This is a genomic window from Zestosphaera sp. (assembly GCA_038727705.1).
Lineage (GTDB): Archaea > Thermoproteota > Thermoprotei_A > Sulfolobales > NBVN01 > Zestomicrobium.
In genome coordinates, this window is record JAVYVJ010000002.1 from 407,329 (window position 1) to 427,083 (window position 19,755).

At 53.9% G+C, this 19,755-nt stretch carries 21 protein-coding genes and 1 tRNA gene; 11 read left to right on the forward strand and 11 right to left on the reverse strand.

What is annotated here, in order from left to right; genetic code table 11:
- Positions 1-2: 2 nt before the first annotated feature.
- The 3 genes from QW772_06295 to QW772_06305 form a co-directional block, all read right to left on the reverse strand.
- A complete protein-coding gene (locus QW772_06295; protein MEM0038517.1) occupies positions 3-1,187 on the reverse strand; it encodes a TAXI family TRAP transporter solute-binding subunit in 1,185 nt (394 codons plus the stop codon).
- A 194-nt stretch (positions 1,188-1,381) separates the two neighbouring features.
- Entirely contained in the window at positions 1,382-2,368 is a 987-nt protein-coding gene (locus tag QW772_06300; protein MEM0038518.1) for an alpha/beta hydrolase, read from the reverse strand.
- Positions 2,369-2,488: 120 nt separating this feature from the next.
- The gene (locus tag QW772_06305) at positions 2,489-3,154 is read right to left on the reverse strand and encodes a Snf7 family protein (protein ID MEM0038519.1); all 666 of its coding nucleotides are present in this window, start codon (positions 3,152-3,154) and stop codon (positions 2,489-2,491) included.
- A 115-nt stretch (positions 3,155-3,269) separates the two neighbouring features.
- Here QW772_06305 and QW772_06310 point away from each other — a divergent pair, with 115 nt between their 5' ends.
- Both QW772_06310 and QW772_06315 read left to right on the forward strand, forming a co-directional pair.
- The gene (locus QW772_06310) at positions 3,270-4,259 is read left to right on the forward strand and encodes an SIS domain-containing protein (protein MEM0038520.1); all 990 of its coding nucleotides are present in this window, start codon (positions 3,270-3,272) and stop codon (positions 4,257-4,259) included.
- Between the two features lie 209 nt (positions 4,260-4,468).
- A complete protein-coding gene (locus tag QW772_06315; protein MEM0038521.1) occupies positions 4,469-5,284 on the forward strand; it encodes a GTPase in 816 nt (271 codons plus the stop codon).
- Here QW772_06315 and QW772_06320 read toward each other — a convergent pair.
- Positions 5,265-6,533, reverse strand: coding sequence for a VWA domain-containing protein (locus QW772_06320; protein MEM0038522.1), 1,269 nt, complete (start codon positions 6,531-6,533; stop codon positions 5,265-5,267). The genes QW772_06315 and QW772_06320 overlap by 20 nt on opposite strands.
- Entirely contained in the window at positions 6,530-8,782 is a 2,253-nt protein-coding gene (locus QW772_06325; protein ID MEM0038523.1) for an AAA family ATPase, read from the reverse strand. Before QW772_06325 ends, QW772_06320 begins: the two co-directional genes overlap by 4 nt.
- A gap of 161 nt (positions 8,783-8,943) precedes the next feature.
- On the opposite strand from QW772_06325, the gene QW772_06330 reads away from it, so the two are divergent.
- The 4 genes from QW772_06330 to QW772_06345 all read left to right on the forward strand — a co-directional run bounded on the left by QW772_06330 (position 8,944) and on the right by QW772_06345 (position 11,704).
- Positions 8,944-9,303, forward strand: coding sequence for a transcriptional regulator (locus QW772_06330; protein ID MEM0038524.1), 360 nt, complete (start codon positions 8,944-8,946; stop codon positions 9,301-9,303).
- A gap of 31 nt (positions 9,304-9,334) precedes the next feature.
- Positions 9,335-10,726, forward strand: coding sequence for an MFS transporter (locus QW772_06335; protein ID MEM0038525.1), 1,392 nt, complete (start codon positions 9,335-9,337; stop codon positions 10,724-10,726).
- Between the two features lie 380 nt (positions 10,727-11,106).
- Positions 11,107-11,355, forward strand: a complete 249-nt coding sequence (locus QW772_06340; GenBank protein MEM0038526.1) for a DUF433 domain-containing protein — start codon at positions 11,107-11,109, stop codon at positions 11,353-11,355.
- The gene (locus tag QW772_06345) at positions 11,336-11,704 is read left to right on the forward strand and encodes a DUF5615 family PIN-like protein (GenBank protein MEM0038527.1); all 369 of its coding nucleotides are present in this window, start codon (positions 11,336-11,338) and stop codon (positions 11,702-11,704) included. The genes QW772_06340 and QW772_06345 overlap by 20 nt, the downstream gene beginning before the upstream one ends.
- A 53-nt stretch (positions 11,705-11,757) precedes the next feature.
- Here the strand turns inward: QW772_06345 and QW772_06350 are convergent.
- A tRNA-Pro gene (locus tag QW772_06350) sits at positions 11,758-11,831 on the reverse strand.
- Between the two features lie 365 nt (positions 11,832-12,196).
- On the opposite strand from QW772_06350, the gene QW772_06355 reads away from it, so the two are divergent.
- Positions 12,197-12,607, forward strand: a complete 411-nt coding sequence (locus tag QW772_06355) for a secondary thiamine-phosphate synthase enzyme YjbQ (protein ID MEM0038528.1) — start codon at positions 12,197-12,199, stop codon at positions 12,605-12,607.
- A 5-nt stretch (positions 12,608-12,612) separates the two neighbouring features.
- On the opposite strand, the gene QW772_06360 is transcribed toward QW772_06355, so the two are convergent.
- The gene (locus QW772_06360) at positions 12,613-13,344 is read right to left on the reverse strand and encodes a hypothetical protein (GenBank protein ID MEM0038529.1); all 732 of its coding nucleotides are present in this window, start codon (positions 13,342-13,344) and stop codon (positions 12,613-12,615) included.
- A 58-nt stretch (positions 13,345-13,402) separates the two neighbouring features.
- Positions 13,403-14,122 carry a HesA/MoeB/ThiF family protein gene (locus QW772_06365; protein ID MEM0038530.1) on the reverse strand — a complete coding sequence of 240 codons (720 nt, stop codon included), beginning with the start codon at positions 14,120-14,122 and terminating at the stop codon, positions 13,403-13,405.
- A gap of 206 nt (positions 14,123-14,328) precedes the next feature.
- Between QW772_06365 and QW772_06370 the strand changes: the two genes are divergently transcribed.
- Positions 14,329-15,054 carry a helix-turn-helix domain-containing protein gene (locus tag QW772_06370; protein MEM0038531.1) on the forward strand — a complete coding sequence of 242 codons (726 nt, stop codon included), beginning with the start codon at positions 14,329-14,331 and terminating at the stop codon, positions 15,052-15,054.
- 11 nt (positions 15,055-15,065) lie between these two features.
- On the opposite strand, the gene QW772_06375 is transcribed toward QW772_06370, so the two are convergent.
- The gene (locus QW772_06375; protein MEM0038532.1) at positions 15,066-15,419 is read right to left on the reverse strand and encodes a nascent polypeptide-associated complex protein; all 354 of its coding nucleotides are present in this window, start codon (positions 15,417-15,419) and stop codon (positions 15,066-15,068) included.
- Positions 15,420-15,468: 49 nt separating this feature from the next.
- On the opposite strand from QW772_06375, the gene QW772_06380 reads away from it, so the two are divergent.
- From QW772_06380 to speE, 3 genes are read left to right on the forward strand one after another with little or no spacing between them, the layout of a single operon-like run.
- Positions 15,469-16,767: an MBL fold metallo-hydrolase gene (locus QW772_06380; protein ID MEM0038533.1), complete on the forward strand. Its 1,299-nt coding sequence runs from the start codon at positions 15,469-15,471 to the stop codon at positions 16,765-16,767.
- Positions 16,768-16,769: 2 nt separating this feature from the next.
- Positions 16,770-17,090, forward strand: coding sequence for a FeoC-like transcriptional regulator (locus QW772_06385; GenBank protein MEM0038534.1), 321 nt, complete (start codon positions 16,770-16,772; stop codon positions 17,088-17,090).
- Between the two features lie 48 nt (positions 17,091-17,138).
- Positions 17,139-18,020 carry a polyamine aminopropyltransferase gene (gene speE, locus QW772_06390; protein MEM0038535.1) on the forward strand — a complete coding sequence of 294 codons (882 nt, stop codon included), beginning with the start codon at positions 17,139-17,141 and terminating at the stop codon, positions 18,018-18,020.
- On the opposite strand, the gene QW772_06395 is transcribed toward speE, so the two are convergent.
- Positions 18,013-18,882 (reverse strand): Mrp/NBP35 family ATP-binding protein, encoded by an 870-nt coding sequence (locus QW772_06395; GenBank protein ID MEM0038536.1) that lies wholly within the window; start codon positions 18,880-18,882, stop codon positions 18,013-18,015. The two genes, speE and QW772_06395, sit on opposite strands and share 8 nt — an antisense overlap.
- Before the next feature lie 60 nt (positions 18,883-18,942).
- Positions 18,943-19,722 carry a hypothetical protein gene (locus tag QW772_06400; GenBank protein MEM0038537.1) on the reverse strand — a complete coding sequence of 260 codons (780 nt, stop codon included), beginning with the start codon at positions 19,720-19,722 and terminating at the stop codon, positions 18,943-18,945.
- Between the last annotated feature and the right edge of the window lie 33 nt (positions 19,723-19,755).

The following is a 19,755-nucleotide window of genomic DNA, read 5'->3' on the forward strand; positions in this document are numbered from 1 at the left end:
AATTAGCTACCGGCTATCTTCCACTCACTCTTCCATACCCCCTTCTCCTTCAGGAACATCGCCAGCCCTGGATGCACTGGAACGTCCTTGTTGGTCTCGATCCCGGCGACCTGCACGCCGACGAAGTCTTCAGCAAGAAGCCTGAACATCGGGTTTAGCTCTGCCAGCTCCTTAGCGTGCGCCTCGAGAACTTTAAGCATCTTATAAACCACCTCGGCAGGAACCTCTGTCCCCACATGGAAGCCGTAGTAGAACCTGAGGGCCGTCAGTTTGGTGCCTGTGTTGAGCTTCACATCCGTTGAGAAGACCTCCTTAGGGGTAACGTAGTTCTCAAGCACCTCGAATATCCCTAGCGCGGGGGCTTTAGCCTTGAGGACCTCCACCTCGTCCGGACATGGATTGAGTATCGCCAGTGGGACGCTGAGCTCTGCCTGCCTAGCCCAGTCCGGCAGACCGTAAACCCCCACGGTGTAGATGTTCGTTGCCACTATCACATCCCTCTCCAGGGCGTCTGGAACCATGCTCCAGTCAATCTCCACCTGCTCGAAGGTGATGTTGAGTACTTGAAGCGCGGCCCTCAAAGCCGCCCCGACGTCCCACCCCGCCGGGCCGGAGAATATCTTCATGCCTTTTAAGTCACGCCAGCAAGCGATCTTACCCAGGTTCTTTTGATGTATGGCTATAGTTACCTCGTTTGTGTAAGCCCAGAACGTCTGCACAGGCCACCTACCTGGGGTGAAGCCCTTGAACCTCCCGGACAGTGAGTAAAGCTCGGTAAACGATGGAGTGGATGCGTAGCAACCTCCCAGCTCACCGCTTGCATAGCCCTTTATGCTGGCCACAGCCCCTGCAGTAGGCATAACACTTATCTCAAGCTCGGTCATATGCCTGTTAACCACGTCGGCTATCAACGCTAAGCCAGTGTACCCCGCACTACCAACTGAGGCTGTACCCCATTGAAGAGTGATCTTAGATATGGGTGTCGTTGGTGTTGGCGTGGGGGTTGTCGGAGTAGTTGCTGGGGTCGTTGTTGGTGTGGGGGTCGTGGGCTTAGGCGTAGTAGGGGTCGGAGTAGGTGTGGGTGTTGGCGTAGGTGTTGGTGCCATTAGGAACTGGTAAGCAACCACAGCAACTATTAGCACGACTATTGCTACGACTACTCCCAACAAAGTTTTCTGGGACGCCATAAGACATCCCCTCTACTAATCAGTTATTTAGGTTTTAATCAGTTATTTAGGTTTTTAAGTATTACCACTGTTTAATCGTTACTAAATCCTTTGAAAAGTCTTGCGCGGGTCTAGATGGGTTGGCTTAAATAATTTCTGGTGGGTTTAGATCCTTAGAATGCCTGATTGAGTGTTAACTGGAACCGGATTTCCTCTCAAGCACTCACCCTAAGGTTTACTATGAATTCCTCAAGTGTTTGAATGAACTCATCCGGTTTTTCCTCATGCGGTAAGTGTCCGCATTCATCCATCACCACGAGTTTGTGGTGGGCCGCTGGATTCAGTAAGCTGACCAACTCCAGGCTGTTGCTGAGGTTTACAATCTCATCGTTAAGGCCGTGGATGATTAGAGTAGGGGTCTCTAAGTTACCTATCCCATCCCTGATGTCGGGGAATCCCTTATACTTCATCAGCCAGTAGAGGCCCTTATCCCAGTCCTTAGCTCTCAAGGGATACTTATAGCCTTCCAGCACATCCTCAGTTAGCTTTGACTTATCGTACCAAGCCCTGTAGAGTATCTGCTCCAACTGCCCTATGAAGCCCCTGACTACGAGGGGGCCGTACTTCTCGGATAGGGGTATTGAATACAGTAGGGTCTCATGAAGCGAGTTCCGACTGGGCTTCCACGCCGGTGCAACGAGAACCAGCGCCTCCACTAGTTCGGGATAATTGAGCGTGAAGAGTATGGCAACCCCGCCTCCAGCGGAATGTCCTATGAGGACTGCCTTGCTCACGTTGAGCTTCCCAAACAGTCTGTAGGTCAGCTCCACCTGTCCTTCAGCGGTGTAGGGGTTGAAGCCCGCCTTAGCTGGATCCACCCTCTCGCTGAGTCCGAAACCCGGTCTGTCGAAGGCTATTACCCTGCCATAGTTACTGAGCGGCTTAAGCACTTCCCTCCAACTGAAGACACTAGCTCCAAAACCGTGAAGGAGGACGAATGTGAGATTACCTCCCCCGTAGTCCTCGACGTAGTGTATCTTCACACCGTCGATCTCAACGAACTTACCCCAGCCCTGAGCTAAATCCTCGACAGGCTCGCCCACAGTCGGCACCGGTACGATATAGAGGATGAGGAGGGTTAGGGTTAAGGCTAGGACTGCCTTAAAGAACCTCGCCCTGATTAAAGGTTTCAGCGACTTCATCTAATCACGCCCCTAAAGCCCGTTAACGATGTGTACCATAAGCGTGAGAGCCTTTAACTCTTAGACGGTTTAGTCCCGTGAAGAAGGCTTGTTAGTCATTAAGTCAGTGAAAAATTATGCTTAGCTGGACTCTGCAGGGCTCTTCGCTTGTTCGGGAAGGCCTGAGGGTATCGCCGGCAGTGATGGGAACGTCTCCTTCATCCTCTGCTCAGCCACTACCTTAGCCTCCTCGAGTATCTTCCTCGCATCAGGCGTTGCATACATGCTCACCGACCCGACCCCTATCATCTCACCGGCCTCCATGACGGTCTCCTGCAGTATGTCCTGAATCTCACCTAGCTCTATCCCTATCTCGGGGAGTGTGGTCTTTATCGCCTCCCTGATGTCCTTGACCACACTGACTACGGGCCCTAGGTAGGCCGCTATCTCCCCTATCTCCCTTATGGACTCAAGCCTCAACCCTATCTGCTCCAGTGCCACCTGCACCAGGAAGAGGCTCTTAGCGACCTTCCTCAACTCAGCCACTTCATTAGCGTACATCGTGGCTCTCGTCTGGTCTTTAGATATGAACGCGTCCACAACCCTCTCGAAGAGCTCCTTATCCCTGGCCTTGAGCCTGTCAAGGTACACCTCAAGCCTCCTGGTCATGGAGTTCAGCTTGTAGTGAGCCATAGCTAGCCTGTACCTTAAGGGCTTCTCCCTCACGAACAGCTCCTTAATGTGGTCGCCAACCGACTTATCCTTACCCTTCCAAGACTTCTCGAACTCCTTGAAGCTCGAACCCAATTACTTCACCAACGCTACTCTTGCGATCAAGGAATACTTTTAAAGACTGAGCCTCTTACCCTCCTTTTTAAGGTCGAGCGAGATTTAACATTCGAGTCCTTGGAGAGGTGTCTGCATGAATAGTGAGTACTTAATGGACTACCTCGACTGGCCGGATTTGGTGAGGGCGGCGTTAAGCACGGAACCTGCGAACGCAGAGCCTCTGAGGAAGCCCCCTGAGGGCGTGGCGGTACTTGGCATGGGGGGCTCCGGAATAGTGGGTGATGTCCTGCAGTCAATGTCCGCCGAGAGGTTTGATGCACCGCTGGTGGTCATCAAAGACTTTAGATTACCCAGGTGGGTTGACCGGGATTGGTTAGTGCTGGCAGTGAGCTACTCAGGGGATACTATGGAGACCCTTACATGCCTTCAGGAAGCCCTCTCAAGAGGCGTTAAGGCGGCGGTAGTTGCTTCGGGTGGTATGATGATGGAGCTCTCGGTGAGTAATCGCCTTCCACACTTTAGGATCCCACCCGGGAGGACCCCAAGATCCTCCTTCCCAGCCCTCCTCCTAGGAGCTCTTAAGCTACTATCTAAGCTTGGCGTAGAGCTTGAGGGAATGGACGCTCACGAGCTACTCAAATCCCTTGAGGGCAGCGACGCACTTAAGGCCGGCGGCGAATTAGCTGACAGGCTCCACGGCAGGATGCCTGTCTTCATAAGCAACGTTAGATATTACCCACTAGCCCTAAGGGCTAAGGACGAGTTCAACGAGAACGCGAAGACGGTGGCTAAAGCGGAGGTATATCCCGAGGGATTCCACAACGACGTGGTTGGGTGGGAGGGCTGGTTCGGACCCGTGAGCGCCGTGATCTTCAGGGAGGTCGGTGACTACACGCTTGGATTCCTTGAAGAACTGCTTAAGAGCGCCGGGGTCAGCCTAACCGTGTACGAGATAAGCGGTGACTATGTGAGCAACATCATCAAGTGGTCTCAAATACTGGGTATAGCGTCAGTGGAAACAGCGTTGAGACGAGGATTAAACCCCAGAGAAACTAAACACATAGCCAGGTATAAAGAGTTCCTAAGGAAGTGCGGACGCACGAAACCTCTAGGGCAGGGTTGATGATCGCTTAGCCTTCCCCACCTCGTTGAACCTGGGGAAAGTTCACGAGCCTTACGGAGGGTGGTCCACGACCGCGGTGAAGCACTCAGCGGGGGAGAGACGAACCATACCCGACTGAAAGACAGCACCTAGAACGGGGCGGCTTGCATTCAGTTGTGATTAGGTGACGACTTATTAGCAGACTAGAAGCTTCTTACAAAGGGTAGGAGATGCTACTGGCTAACTGGAGGCTGGTCAGGGAGCTTCTGCAGGCGGTCGATTTAGCTGTGGAGGTGGTGGACGGCAGGGATCCCTCCTCGACTAGGAGCAGGAGGTTCGAGAGCATGTGCGGGGAGCTGGACGTTAAGTACGTCCTAGCGCTGAATAAGGCTGACCTCGTACCCCGCGACGTCGGGCGTGCGTGGGTTAACTACTTCAGGGAGGTTGAGCACGTAAATGCAGTCCTAATCTCGGCTCAGAGGAGGTTAGGCACTCTGAGGTTGAGGAGGGTCGTCAGATCTCTGTGCAGGAAGAAGCCGCTCATAGTCGGTGTTTTCGGCGTTCCCAAAGTCGGCAAGTCGACCCTCATCAATACGTGGGCCGGCAGACACGCTGCCGGAACCTCGCCACACCCCGGCACCCCCGGCTACACCAAGAAGGCACAGCTCTTCAACGTCGGCAGCGGCGTCTACCTCCTTGACACTCCAGGGATACTGCCCGTAGAGGGTGATGAGGTGGAGATCGCCGTTAGGATGAACCCCATCGACAACATAAGAAACCCGGTGGCTGTGGCCGTGTCCTTGATTAGGAGGGTGGTGAAGTATAACCCTCGAGCATTCAGCGAGGCGTACGAGATAGAGAGCGCAGACCCTGACGTGATACTCAGGGAGTTAGCTCTCAGGAGGGGATGGATCTACAGGAGCGACAGAGAACCCGTAATCAGTGAGTCAGCTAAGCTGATAATACGCGACTACCTGGAAGGCAGGATAAGGTTCTACGTGATGCCCCCCTCAAGCTTCGGCGAAGTTAGGCCTCAACGATCTTAAGTATCGAGCTCTTGTCAAGCGCGTTAACCATTAGATACTTATCGCTCAACGCCCTCAGGTCTTTATTGTCGCCTTGAATCATTACAGAGGAGAGTCTGGCGTTAGCCTCTCTAAGCTTACGCCTTAAAGTGGTTACGGAGAGCGCGTCCTCACCATCCGTTATCACCACAATGTCGGAATCCCTCTTAACGAGGCCGCTACCAACTATGTCCTCACACGCTGTCACGATCGCCTTAGTTATGTCAGTACCTCCACCGCTCTTGACCCTGGCTAAGTTTTTGAGTAACTCAAGGAACTCGGTAGGGCTCGCACGCCTGGACACCTTAATCAGGTCGTGCGGCATGCCGTCAAAGAACCTCATGTAGAACTCACGAACCTCCCTCCTAGACTTTATCAGGAGGGCTATAGCTGTTGCCTTAGCCCAATCTATCTTCTCACCCTCCATGCTCCCCGACTTGTCTGTGAGAAGGTAGAGGGGGCCTAGGGACTTGCTCACCTTCTTGTCGTAGAGCAGGAGCTTGGACTCAGTGTAGCTCAGGAGGAGATATTTTGTCGGCAACGCTAGTTGCGCGGGAACCAGCCTCTCCAAATCATCGCCCAGGTCGTACCCGTCGAACTCCCCCCTGTTAAACCTGTCATACCTCTTTCTAGCTTTCCTGGTGATGTCGGGTATTAATGAGAGGACCTCCAATATCTTGCTTACGTCCACGCTCCTCGACAACCTAAGGATCTTCTCCGAGTCCTCGTCCAGATCGAACTCACTCCCCACACCGGGTTGCAACCCCGACATGTAGAGTCTCTCAATATTCTTCATGGTCTCAGCCTCCTGAACGCTATTCCTCAGGGACTCCCTAACCACGGACTTCAGCGCGTTGCTGTTTATGCTGCCTGAATCCCTCGAGGTCAGGAGCTCCCTCCTCTCATCGAGCAATTCTACGAGGTACTGGATTACGGAGATCGAGATGAGAGTGGATATGAATGAGTTCAGGATTGTATGTTGCTTGAGTTTGACGAGCTCCTCCGATTCGCTGACGGCCTTGACGAGGCTGTAGTGGAGGCCGCCCCCCTCATGCTCCTCCACAACTATGGCGTGAGGCAGGTAGAGGATGTAGAAGAGATCGGTAGCTAGATCCGTGGTCAGGAGACTGTGCCTAAGACCCAACTTAGCCGAGAGCTTAACTATCTTCTCCCCCCTATAGCGAACCACAGGATCCTCATAATCGATGCCCCTTAAGAAACCCCCGCTCAAACCCTATCAGCCCTCCTGCCCACTAACTCCGTAATGCTGCTCACCAAACTCAGGACATCCTCGCCGAGCCTCAGGACCTGAGGATCCTGGGACTCCCTCATGATGCTGAGGATCCTCGCCTTAGTCACCTCCAGCTCCCTCTCTATAGTTTCGAACTTCGCAGCCACGAACGAGCTCTCTATCCCCTCCAGCGACTTCACGTACTGCAGCAACTCCTTCAGGTTAGTCTTTATCTCACTCAACTCCCTCAAGTACTTGTAGGAGGTCTTCAATTCCTCCGCAAGAACTGCGTTAACCTTCTCGAGATCGTCCCACTCACGCGTTGCCACGTACTTTACGGTGAGCAGGTCCTCCTCAACCGCGTACCTCCTCCCACCTATTAACGCGTTGGCGGCGATCACCTTCAACGATTTCCCCTTACGTCTGTCAGTTAGGTGGATCCCCCTACTCTCTAGGGCGGCGAAGAGCCTCAACAGCTTCCCCTCAACACCACTTAAATCCACTTCATAGAGGGAGGCGTTAATCCTTTTCAGCTCGTCAACGCTCAGGATCCTGCCCCCATCACCTGCCTTACTCCCTAGCGTGTTCGCTCTCTCCAACTCCCACGAGGCTCTGAGGAGACCTCTCCATAAATCCTCCTGGACAGGTCTGACGAAGTGTCTTAGAAGGAATCTATCGTACACCGACTGGATCTCAGGGTCTTCGGGCACCTCGTTACTGGCTCCGAAAAGCGTCCACAGATCAACCCTCAACTCCGTGAAGCCATCGTACAGCATCCTCTCCTGAAGTAGAGTGTTCAGGGCGTTCAATATGGCTGAGTTGGCTTTGAAGATCTCGTCTAGGAAGGCTATCTGCGCATCAGGCAACTTGCCCGCGGTTAACCTGACGTACCTGCCGTCCTCCAGGGCTTTAATGTCGAGAGGGCCGAACAGCTCCGAAGGTTCCGTGTACTTGGTCAGCAGGTACTTGAAGAACTTAGCGTTCAGGAGCTCGGCCGCCCTCCTAACCAGGGCTGACTTAGCTGTGTTGTGGGAGAGGAGTCCGTTAGTGAAGAATGAGTGTGTATCCGGCACGTGAAAGTCGTAAACCCTTACCCACCCCTCAAGCCTTCTAACGCTCTTGACCTCATCCCACTCGAAGCCTGCGACGTGCATCCCCCCAGCACGGCACTCCATCCTCAATGACCCCCCAAACTTATGCCGGAGGGTGTCAAGCCCTACCATCTCAACGAGCCTCCGGAGGTTACACGACCCCTCCACGCTGAGGACGTAGCCGCCGTACGCACTGCGGTCGCGTATGGAGGAGAGCACGCCATACCTCAGCAGAAGTATTTGAACACCCTCTAAGAACGTCCTGCTTCTACCCCTCAGGGTCAAACACGCTCTGGAGCCCCACTCTAAGACACTACCGCACTCTAAAACACTCCTCAGAAACGCTGCAGAGACTCTGTCCGGTGAGGCGAGGATCGACCAAGGCACTCGTTCCCTCCCCCTCCCAGCAAGCCACTTAAACAGCTTGACTAAGTACCCTGAACTATACTTAACTATCTGTGAGGAACGTGGCTGGATCACTCGAGGCTCTAAGTTGAATAAGTCCTTCATGAGCGTCTCGATTCTCCCACGTAACTCCCCCTCATCAATGCCGACCCTGAACCCTACGGAGTAGTTGCTTAGGTAGCTACCTCTCATGACGAACGCTCCTAAAACCTCGGCCAGCCTCTCATCCAATACGCCAACACTCCTAACGCCCGACCGCTTAAGCCTCACGCCAAGCAGTTCAGCGCTCGGGATGCTTACGTAATGTGTTGGTGAGGGTAGTTGCGTTAAAACCCTGACCTTATCACCCCTCCTGAGATCCCTCATGCTGACCCAGCCTCTATCAGTCAGCACCGGATGGTTTGGCGTTCCGCGAAGTCTGAAACCCCTTCCTGTAATAACCTCGTACGTCTCCCAGACATCGTACACGTGGAGTTCAGTGGCCCTACCGGGGGGGAAGACGGGAAAGTCCGCTATGTAGACCCCGGGCACGAGGTTCTTCGCCACATCGTCTAAGTAGAGTAGCTTGCCATCCTCTGAGGAGATGATTGTATCTCCTGTAACGCAGCCCGGCTCCCCTACGAGGAGGGCGTGCTCGCCTGTGAGGAGGGCTAAGACTACCACACGCGACTCCTCATCCCTGCCCACGAAAGGTCTCTTAAGCTCCTCCTCAAACTTCTGAACCCTAGTAGCTATATCCCGAAGCCCAGACACCCAGTACCACTATCCAATACAATAAGCGTTATACATAATAAAACCTCTACATCCCATCCAGCACCCGGTCCTCCCTGGCAGGCTTGAGTACAGATCCCTCCATCGAGGGGAATCTATAAAGTTAAATAAGTGCACTATAATTTTGTTATAGGAGATGGTGGATGAAGACTTTCTGCGAGGTGTTCGTGAAGCACGTGCTACCTTCGTTGAGGCTCTACCTAGCCGTGAAGATGGTCAGTGAACACGGCTTCAGCCAGCTGGAGGCATCTCGACTGTTGGGGATTTCCCAACCCCTAGTTAATTATGTGGTGAATAAGCGGAGGAAACCCAAGATGATTGAGAGGCTCACTAGTATGGATCACCTTAAGAGCGAGCTCGACAGGATCGCCAAGGATTTGGCTGAGGGGAGGGTTAAGTCTGAGAGCCTTGCATGCGACCTCTGCGTAATCCTTAGGAGGGAGGGCGTCATAGAGCAGATCGCCAGAGACTTAAGATACGGCTTATGCGTCTGTGACGATTAGCTGTTCAAGAATCCCCCGCCTGTGACCCGGTTTGCAGGGGTTTAAAGAGCTGGAATTCATAGATGTGGGGGGAGGTTTTGGACTGCCCTACAGACCCCGGGAGGAGCCTTTGAACCTTACGGAGCTCGGCTCCGGCGCGTCTGTCCCTAAAGAACTTATTAAAGGTTTTGTAGACTTTAATGCTTGTCCTAGGTGTTTCGAGTTGGTTGAGGGCTCCAGCAGGTCGGTGAATACTGGGGCGCGAGCGTTGTTGACCGCTCTGATAGCGTTCTACACTATAGTGTATTTCCACAGGGTCATGACGGGCGTTATGAAGGTCGAGGTCGATCGCGTGGCGTCTGTACACAACGTCAGCCCGGACGTACTTATGGCCCTCCTGTCATCAGCTTACTTCTACGCCTACACCGTGGCTCAACTGTTCGTCGGCGCCCTGACGGATACCTTCGGCATTAAGAGGGTTGGGTTCCTGTTCGGTGTTGTGATGTGCGCGGGGGGCCTGATTATGTGTCTGATGACGCCGGCCTCCCTGATCATCGGGAGGTTCTTAGTCGGTTTCTCAGCCGCCGCGGCCTTCCTGGCCTACCAGAGGGCCTCCTCCCTCAGCTACGACGCAGGACATCAGGGTAGGTTAACATCCTACGCATTAACGCTCGGTAACTTAGGCGGGCTAGCAGCCACCTACCCACTACGCCTCACACTCAACACTGTCGGCTTGAGAACCAGCCTGATGGTTCTGACGCTGCTCGCGCTAATCACCGCCACCTGCGTATTAATAACCTCCGACGACCTAGGTTCTGGGAAGGGTGTTGAAGACCTTAAGAAGACCGTGATGTACCTTGGAGTGCTGGCCAGAGACCCGCACGTCTGGGGCGTTAGTGTTGGGGCTGTAGGGATATACGGCGTTACACTAGCTTACCAGACCTCATGGGGGCAGAAGCACATGATGGAGGCGTTCGGCATGAGTGCCGAGGCCGCTAGCCAGTACTTAATGCTGTTAGCGTTGGCATTCACGCTGACGTGCCCGCTGTCAGGCTTCCTAAGCGACAGGGTCTTAAAGCGCAGAAGGCCCGTCTTCCTAGCCGGATCGCTCGCATCGGCAACCTCATGGATGCTCATGCTGTACTCAACCTTAACCCATGACGTGGTAGTCCTAGCAACGTCCCTAACTATCTTAGGAATTGCATCAGGACTTCAGATAATAGCCTCACCCATGATTAAGGAGAGCTACCCGGTAAAGTACTCGGCAACGGCCATCGCGCTCCTGAACATAACGCTGTTCTCCAGCGCTGCAGTATTACAGACTGCGGCACCCCTGCTCAGCCTGCGTGAAGCAATCCTCACACACCTCATCATATCCCTAGCCGGCGCTTCTTTAGCGTTGACTGCAACGCGTGAGACCCTAAGACAAGCGAGCGCAACCTAGTGGGGCCACGGGGATTCGAACCCCGGACCGCTGGACTCCATCGGCATGCAGTAGATGATGTCGGCAACCACGTGAATCATACGTCATTACACCTCCACCATTCACTTCAAGACTGGAGTCAAGCATACTGCGACTCAAGTGAGGTGGTGAGGGTAGGGTTGAAGCGTTGCAAGGTCCCCTAAAACATACTCTAGACCCTACATCACAACCGAATCCTCCACGCCTGAACCCCTCATGAAGCGGGATCGGGATTTGAGACTAGACACCATAGACAGTTACTTATGGGGAACGCGTTCAATACACGTGATTCAGCAAGCGATAAGCTGACCCAGGTGAGGCGTTTAATAGCATGTTTAACATCGTTAACGGTAGGGTAGCATATGAGGGAAAGCAGTGAGGAGTTATTGAAGCGCATTACATGCGATCCCAGGGTAATGGTTGGTAAACCTGTAATACGCGGCACGAGGATAACCATAGACTTGATTTTAGAGTTACTCGCAGCTGGAATGACCCCTGAGGAGATAGCGGAGGACTACAGTATAAGCGTTGAGGACGTCCGCGCCGCTCTACTGTACGCTGCCAAAGCTTTGGGTAGGGAGGAGACGCTGATTGTCGAGTCGCAGACTTAAACTACTCCTAGATGAGAGCATAGGGCTGAAACCATATAGAGAGCTCAAGGAGAGGGGATACGACGTGCAGAGCGTTATCGCAGAGAACCGTGGGGCATTAGACGAGGACGTAATCAAGCACTCCATGCAGCACAATAAGATCATCGTAACGATGGATAAGGATTTCGGTTACCTAGCTCAAGCATACAATCCGCCGGGGATCGTGCTCCTCAGGTTAAGAGAGCCGCTAATACCGCGTAGGTTGGAAGCGATACTACGTGCGCTAAGTCTCGGTGAAGACCTCTACGGCTATATAGTTATAGTGACGGAGACCCGCATAAGGAGGAGGCAAATCCGCGTAACAAAATGATGCGGAACACCAGCACAGCGTGTGAGACCCTAAGACAAGCGAGCGCAACCTAGTGGGGCCGCGGGGATTTGAACCCCGGACCACGGGGACCCGAACCCCGCATTCTACCAAGCTAAACTACGGCCCCCACAAAACAATAAGAGGACAAGGATATATAAGGTGCTCAACCCACGTTACCTGAGCGGAGTTCCGCTCCCGCACACGCAGTGTCCATTTTTATCCTTAATGACGACAATATATTTGGTGAGCTACTCTGGTTAGATGTCCTTACTGCGGTTATGAAGGGGAGTTTAAGTCCTTAAGGAATCCCTGGAAGTTCCGCACCTACGAGGTAAGGAGGCTTCAATGCCCTAAATGCAACGGGATTTTCAACCACTACAAGAATCTTGCGGCTGGAGGTAAGCCGGAATTCACTATAAGGGTGAACCCGAGGCCTCTGAAGAGGTAGTACCCCTGCCCAGCAGCGTCGCCTAACATGCGGGGTCCTGCGCCGTGAGGATATACTCGGAGGAGTTGACCTTAAGGACTGAGAGGAGGTACCAAATAGTCAACATAACTAAGGAAGTTGAGGAGGTCCTCCTCAGAAGCGGTGTGAAGGAAGGCTTCTGCTTGATGCACGTTCCCCACGCAACTGCAGCATTAATAGTGAATGAGTACGAGCCGAGGATCGTTGAGGACTACATCAAGTGGGTTACGGAGACCTTCAGACCGGGTGGGGGGTGGAGACATGATGAGGTGGACGATAACGCGCATGCACACATAGCGTCGAGCGTGATAGGATCAAGCAGATTCCTTCCGGTGAGGAAGGGAGGTCTTGTGAGGGGTGCGTGGCAGGAAGTAATGCTGGTAGAGTTGGACGGACCTAGAGTGAGGAGGGTGTTCATACAGGTCGTTGGTGAGTGAGCCAACTACCTCCCCCGACTGTAGTTGCAGAGCGTTTTCAGAGGGCATTCACTGCACGCGGGCTTCTTGATCCTGCAGTATGTCTTGGCTATGGAGACTAGTGCGGCGTGAAGCATTTTGTAGTTCTCAAGGCTCTTTGGGACACGCTCTTCAAGACTCTTCTGGGCTTTCAAGTAGTTTTTAGGCACATCCAGACCGATCCTCGAGAGCACCCTCCTAGCAAGCCTGGAGACAGGCAGGACTGGCTTGTTACACGCGAACAAAAGCATGGTGTCGGCGGTTTCGGGGCCGACGCCCTTCAGGCTCAGCACGTCATCCCTGATGCTGCTTAAGTCCCTGTCAACGAACGACCGCCAGCCACCCCTCTCCACCACCAGCCTTGAGAAGGCCCTCAAGACTCTTGCCTTGCTTCTGTAGAAACCGACACCTCTAATCAGTCCCTCCACCTCCTCCTGACTGGCCTCAGACAGGCTACGGGGATCGAGTAGACCCCTCTCCTTAAGCCTCTTCAACGCCTTGTCGACGACCTCCCACCTGCTGAGTTGAACCAGCACCGCTGAAACACTTATCTCGAACGGGTCTCCGAAACCACCCCACCACTCATATGACTCGGGCTCGCGCATGAGCCAGCCGTACTTGCTGAGATTACCCCTCGACCACTCCCTGATTATTTTGAGCAACTCCATCATTAAGGCATCGTTAGATCCCGCATCAGCCATCAACCCGCTGCAGGACATCCAAGACATCCCTATAGTCCGCTTTCAAGCTCCAGGTATGCGGGGCTCACGCCGTTGATCAGCATCTGCACTCCTCACCAACCGTTAGCTCTAGCTTAGTGAATTCATACCTCTTTAGATCTACTACCAGCAACTTGTTGGTTAGGAGCTCACCAGCCCCTGTGAGGAGTTTTATAGCTTCAACGGCCTCGATAGCCCCTACAAGCGCTGGCGTCGGCCCTATCACCTGAGGGGGTCTCTCGGCGATCTTGCTCGCCCTCTCCTCACTCAGGTTTAAGACGCATCTGAGGCATTTGGTGACGCCTGGGACGACTGTGGTGACTTGACCGTAGAACTCTGAAATGCCGCCGTGCACCAAGGGCTTTCCAAGAGCCCAGGCCGTCTTGTCCACCACTATCCTGGCCGCCCAGTTATCGAGGCAATCCACAATCAGGTCAGCATTACTGACCTCCTCCCTGAACCTGTCAGACCTCACATCCTCAACATACCCCACCACCTCAACATCGCTGTTGAGCGACCCCAGCTTACTGGCCGCCGTCAACGCCTTAGGCTTCCCTAAATCCTCCTCCCTATAGAGGATCTGCCTGTTTAGGTTGCTGAGCTCCACAACACCGTTGTCGAACAGAATCACCTTACCGACGCCGGCAGCCACCAAAAGCATTGAGGCTGTGGAGCCCAGCCCCCCGACCCCGGCTACAACCACCCTAGCCCTCCGCAACCTCTCTTGACCGTCATGACCGAGCAGCGCGAGTTGCCTTAAGTACCTTTCGTGAATCACCTCCGTCCACCATAAATTCCTACCTAAATCAGCTATTTATGACTTCAAATACCTCGTGCGACATCCCCCATCGACGTACAGCCCTATAGACTCCAACCTCCCGCAGTCCCTCAGAAGCCACGTTCGAGACTGAGGCATCGGCGCGTCTTCAGCGACGGTAGCTTTATATTTTTGCCCGGAAGGGGAAAAATATTTAGTGAACGCCTTTGTCCTACGACTTTGTGTTGGAGTTGATAGCTCAGAGGATTGCCGGGGACATAGTTATGAGCGAGAACTGCGGTGCTTCACTCAAGCGGTGGAGGGAGACCTTCAAGCTGACTCAGACCGACGTCGGGGTGCTTATGGGTGTGAGTGCGTCGGTGATCAGCGACTACGAGAAGGGGAGAAGGTCGCCTGGAGTCAGGTTTGTTAAGAGGTTTGTTAAGGCTTTGCTAATGCTCGATAAGTCCAGGGGGTACCCGGTCGTCAAGCAGATAGCCAACACCCTCAACCTGAGTATAGGGGCTATAATGGACATCAAGGACTTCGGCGCCCCTATGAAGCTCGACGAACTGGTCACGGTGGTTGAGGGCTTCATAGTCAATTCCGTGGTGCCCAAGGATCTCGAGATCTACGGCTACACAGTACTCGATAGCTTGGAGGCCATAGAGAAGTTGAGCGGTAACGAGTTCTGGCAGATAATGGGGACTACATCCAGAAGGGCCTTGATATTCACTAAGGTGAGCACCGGGAGGTCCCCGATGATATCTGTGAGGATCAGTCCTGTGAAGCCGCTTGTTGTGGTACTTCACGGCACTAGGAGGGTTGACCCGCTCGCCATCAGGCTTGCCGACAGGGAGGGCCTGCCGCTCATAGTGTCGCTTAAGCCGGGGGCGGACGACCTGATAAAGACTCTGAGGAGATGGCTCTCAGAGCGCGAGTTGGGCAGCTGACCCCTCAGGCACTACTTCTCCGTAAGAATCAATATGGCTTGCGGTATATCCCCACCAGCCTTCCTCAATGCGTTCAGCGCTTCATCCCTGCTAGCGCCGGTCTGCTCCATGACGAACTTAATGTCGTCCTCGCTTATCGAGGGTGCCTCAACCCTCACCTCCTTATCAACCACCTCCTCAGCCCCACCGCTCACGTAGTACATCTTCTGACCTTGGAGCTTCATGATGACGACCTGAGCGTCCCTGATTATTATCTCCTTATCCTGCAGCTCAATGGCCACCGACCTGACGCCGTTTAACTCCTCAGCATCAATACCTAGCTGTTTCATCCTCCTCCTGAGCTCTCTCGGATTACTCGGGAACATGGACACCACCCGATCAGTCTAGATACTCTACTACTAAGAATATTAATTCTTGACAGTCCTATATATAGGGTTTGAGGTGCTCAAGGTAAGGATACTTGGCGGCGGGCGTGAGGTGGGTAGGGCCGCTGTAGGGTTGCAGCACGGCGGTGGGAGGCTTCTCCTACTGGACTACGGGGTTAACTTCGACGAGGAGGACAAGCCCAGGTTCCCAGACCATGTGAGGCCCTCAGACGTAGCAGGCCTCGCCCTAACCCACGCCCACTTAGATCACGTCGGGGCGGCACCGCTCCTCTACGTGTCAGGAAGGGTGCCCGTCGTGACCACCTCCCTAACTAAGAGGCTGTGCGAGCTCATGATCAAAGACTTCATAAAGATCTCCGGCTATTACCTCCCCTACGAGGAAACGGACCTCAGCAACATGCTTGACGGCACCTCCGAGCATCCCTACGGGGCTGAGGTAGGTCTTGAAGGCTACTCAGTGAAGCTCCTCAACGCTGGGCACATACCGGGCAGCATGATGGTGCACGTCGAGGTCGGCGGTAGCAGGGTTCTCTACACTGGAGACATAAACACCATAGACACTAGACTCGTCACCAGGGCCGCCAACCAAGGGCTTGACGCCGACGTCCTGATCATAGAGGGGACGTACGGGTGGACCAAACACCCGCCGAGAGAGTTGGTTGAGAAGGAACTCATAGACTCCGTCAGGGAGGTCACTGATAGAGGCGGTAACGTACTGATTCCGGCGTTCAGCCTCGGCAGGGCTCAAGAAATACTTACACTACTCTACGAGAAGTTCGGCGGTGATGTGTTTTACGACGGCATGATAAGGCAGATATACGACATATTCGTGAGCTACCCTGAATACATAAACAGGTATGAGTCCCTCATCAGATCGAAAGAGGAGTTCAAGGCGGTGGTCAGGTCCTCCCAGAGGAGGAGGATTGCGGAAGGTAGGGGTAACGTCATCGTGGCGTCGGCGGGGATGCTTAAGGGAGGCCCCGCCCTCTACTACTTGAAGAGGCTTGCGGAAAACCCTGGGAACGGGGTCTTCATGGTCTCCTATCAAGCGCCTGGAACTCCGGGGAGGTCCTTGCTTGAGGATGGCGTGCCGTCGGAGGAGATCGGGTTGGTTAGGGCGAGGGTTCAGTGGTTCGACTTCTCCAGCCATGCAGGGGTTGACGGCCTCTTGGAGCTGGTTAGAGGCTTAAAGAGTTTGAAGCACGTTGTGATAGTCCACACTAACGAGAGGGCTGGAAGCGTCTTCGCCTCCAAGATTAAAGAAAGCCTCAACGAAGTCAGCGTCCACCTGCCGCAGAATGGTGAGGAACTCCTTCTGGAGGTCTAGTCTTGGATAGTGGTGAGGAACTTCTAAGCGAGATACTCAAGGCACTGTGCTCCTCTAAGACGCTAACCACGAACGAGCTGGCGAGCGCGTTCAAGCTGAGGCCTGAGGACATCGATCTCCTACTCTCAATCCTGGTTGGTGAGGGACTGCTAGTGAGGGTTGAAGCAGGAACTCAGCGTTCGTGCACTGCCTGCCCCGTGGGGGCGTGGTGCGGCATGAAGCCCCCTCACAATAACCTCCCTACTGCCAGGATCACGTATTACAGACTGAGCGAGGCCGGCCTTAAAGCATGCGCCGATATCTCGGCTCGACAGCAACCCTAACCCACGTGGAGCCGACAGTTTATTAAATTCACACGATCATTATTGTTGGTGTGCGGGTTGAGTGAGGTTGGGCTGGGATTAGTCTTGATGCAGGGGATAGCCCCCAACACCGTGATGTTGACCAACGTTAAGAAGGTGATCCTGACGGCCAGGACTAAATACCAGGAGGTACAGATAGCTGAATTCCAAGATTTCGGGAGGGGATTAGTCCTCGATGGCTATATCCAGTCGACTGAGGCGGACGAGCACATATATCATGAATCACTGGTTCAGCCGGCGATGACGACGCACACTAACCCCAGGAAGGCCTTGATAATAGGCGGCGGCGAGGGGGCTACGTTGAGGGAGACGCTGAAGCACAGCACCGTCGAGGAGGCGGTGATGGTGGATATAGATGGGGAGTTGGTGGACTTCGCCAAGAAGTACCTGGACTTCATGCATAAAGGTGCCTTCGACGATCCGAGATCTAAGGTGGTCATCGAGGATGGACTCAAGTACGTTGAGGAGGCCCCCAAGCGGTATTTCGATGTCGTGATCAACGATCTGACGGACCCCTACGGACCTGAGGTCGGGCGTAAGCTCTACTCCACCGACTACTACGTTAAGGTAAAGGAGGCGATGAGCGATGACGGGATTCTAGTGACTCAAGCAGGTAACTCGTTCTTCTTCCCCACGACATACAGGGACGCCGTGAATAGTCTGAAGAGCGTGTTCAACATCGTCAGGGAGTACTGGGTCTGGATACCCTCCTTCGGCTACGCGTGCAATTACCTGATCGCTTCAGACGTGCATGACCCCCTGGAATTGAGCGCCGAGCAGGTTGATGAAATCTTGAGATTGCGTGGGGTGGTGAACAAGTACTATGACGGGCTCCAGCACGTAGCTATGATGAAAAGCAAAGTAATCGTGGGGCGGGATTTCGCTAGGTAGCTTCGTCCGCCCCCCCACCTACGTTGTTGAGGGTTTCAACGATCTTGGTTGCCGCATCCCTGAAGGCCTTAGTCACAGGGGATTCAGGGAACGTCAGAACATACGGCCTTCCCTCATCGTTGGCCTCGCCTATCCTGGGGTCTAGAGGTATCTCGGCAAGGAGGGGTACGCCGTACCTCTCTGAGAGCGTTCTTCCAGAGCCTCTGCCGAAGACCCTGTAGGTTTTGCCTGTGTCGGGGCAGTAGAAGGACGACATGTTTTCAATAAGCCCTATCGGCTTCTTACCTAACTGCCTGTAAAACATTATCGACCTGCCGACAACCAGTACGGAGAGTTCAGAGGGTATGGTCACGAAGACCACTCCATCTATCTTCGGGAGTTCTTGAGCTACTGTGATGGCTTCGTCGCCCGTCCCTGGCGGCATGTCTATGATCAGGATGTCTAGGCTGCCCCACGATACGTCCGTTACGAACTGGAAGATTGCCGTAGTCTTTATAGGCCCCCTCCAGATGACCGGGGTGTCATCGTCCTCCAATAGGAAGTCAAGGGACATTACCTTAAGCCCTAAGGGCCCTACAGCCGGCTGTATACCCCCCGACAAAGCTATCAATCTCTGACCCCTCATACCGAGGATCTTAGGGGCTGAGGGTCCATGGAAGTCGATGTCCATTAGACCCACCTCACGTCCCATGCCCCTCAGCATTAGGGCCAGGCTGGAGGCTACGAACGACTTCCCAACACCGCCCTTACCGGAGGTCACGGCAATAACGTGCTTTACATCCCTAAGTCTTTCCTGCGCTGCCTGCTTACGCGGATCCGCCACCCTAGGCGGCAGGCGCATGTTGGATCTACTACCCTCCATAGTCACCCCCCAATACATTACCTCGCACTCTTAATGGCGTTCAGAACTATTAAGCGACCTTCACGAAACCCCGACATCCGTGAGCGTGAACGCCAGTTCGTGTCCTTCTGAGATCATCTTGACTTTAAGAGGTACGCGGAGTTCCTTATCGATCCAGAGCATCACTGTCAGGCTTGAATCGCCCTCGCTCACCGTGTATTTGAGAACTTCCGTGACCCTATCCACGGTGATCGTGTTGATCTTCTGCAATGCCGATGTGCTGACGTTTATCGCCGAGAGCGTCAGGCTGACGGTTTCGTCACCTACGTAGTCCTCAGTGATTGAGGCGTTCCTCTGCTGCAACCTCAGCATGTTTATCAGGAGTTCCTCAGGCTTGCTGAGCTTGGGGGGGAGGGTTAAGTTCGACTCCCGAATTAACTCTATGCCCAGCCTGCCCAAGACCGCGTTCACGTGCGGGGCCGCAGTGTAGTACGCGAACCACGTGCTCATGTTCCTGCTGTAGAACGCCATTATGAGTAGAGTGTCTGATACGGAGAGCGAAGTGTTGAGGACGTAGTCCCCTCGAACACGGTACCTGACTATGAGTGAGGTGTTGGTGAGGTTTTTAGCGAACACGGACTCAACGTCCTTCCTGAGGGCGTCCAGCGGGTTAACGGGGGTCTTAGCGCTTGCCGCAGGCATTGCAGGAAGTCCGAAGAACGTTATGTAGAGGCCGGACGCGATCATCGCGACTATAATCACCAGAATGATTATGTCCAGCCTCCTCAGCTTGGGGGCTAGACCTCTAGATTTCTTCTTCTTGACTACCTTGCCTACCTCCTTCTTAGGCTTCTTGGACATCCGCATCAGCTCACAAACCAATATACATGAACT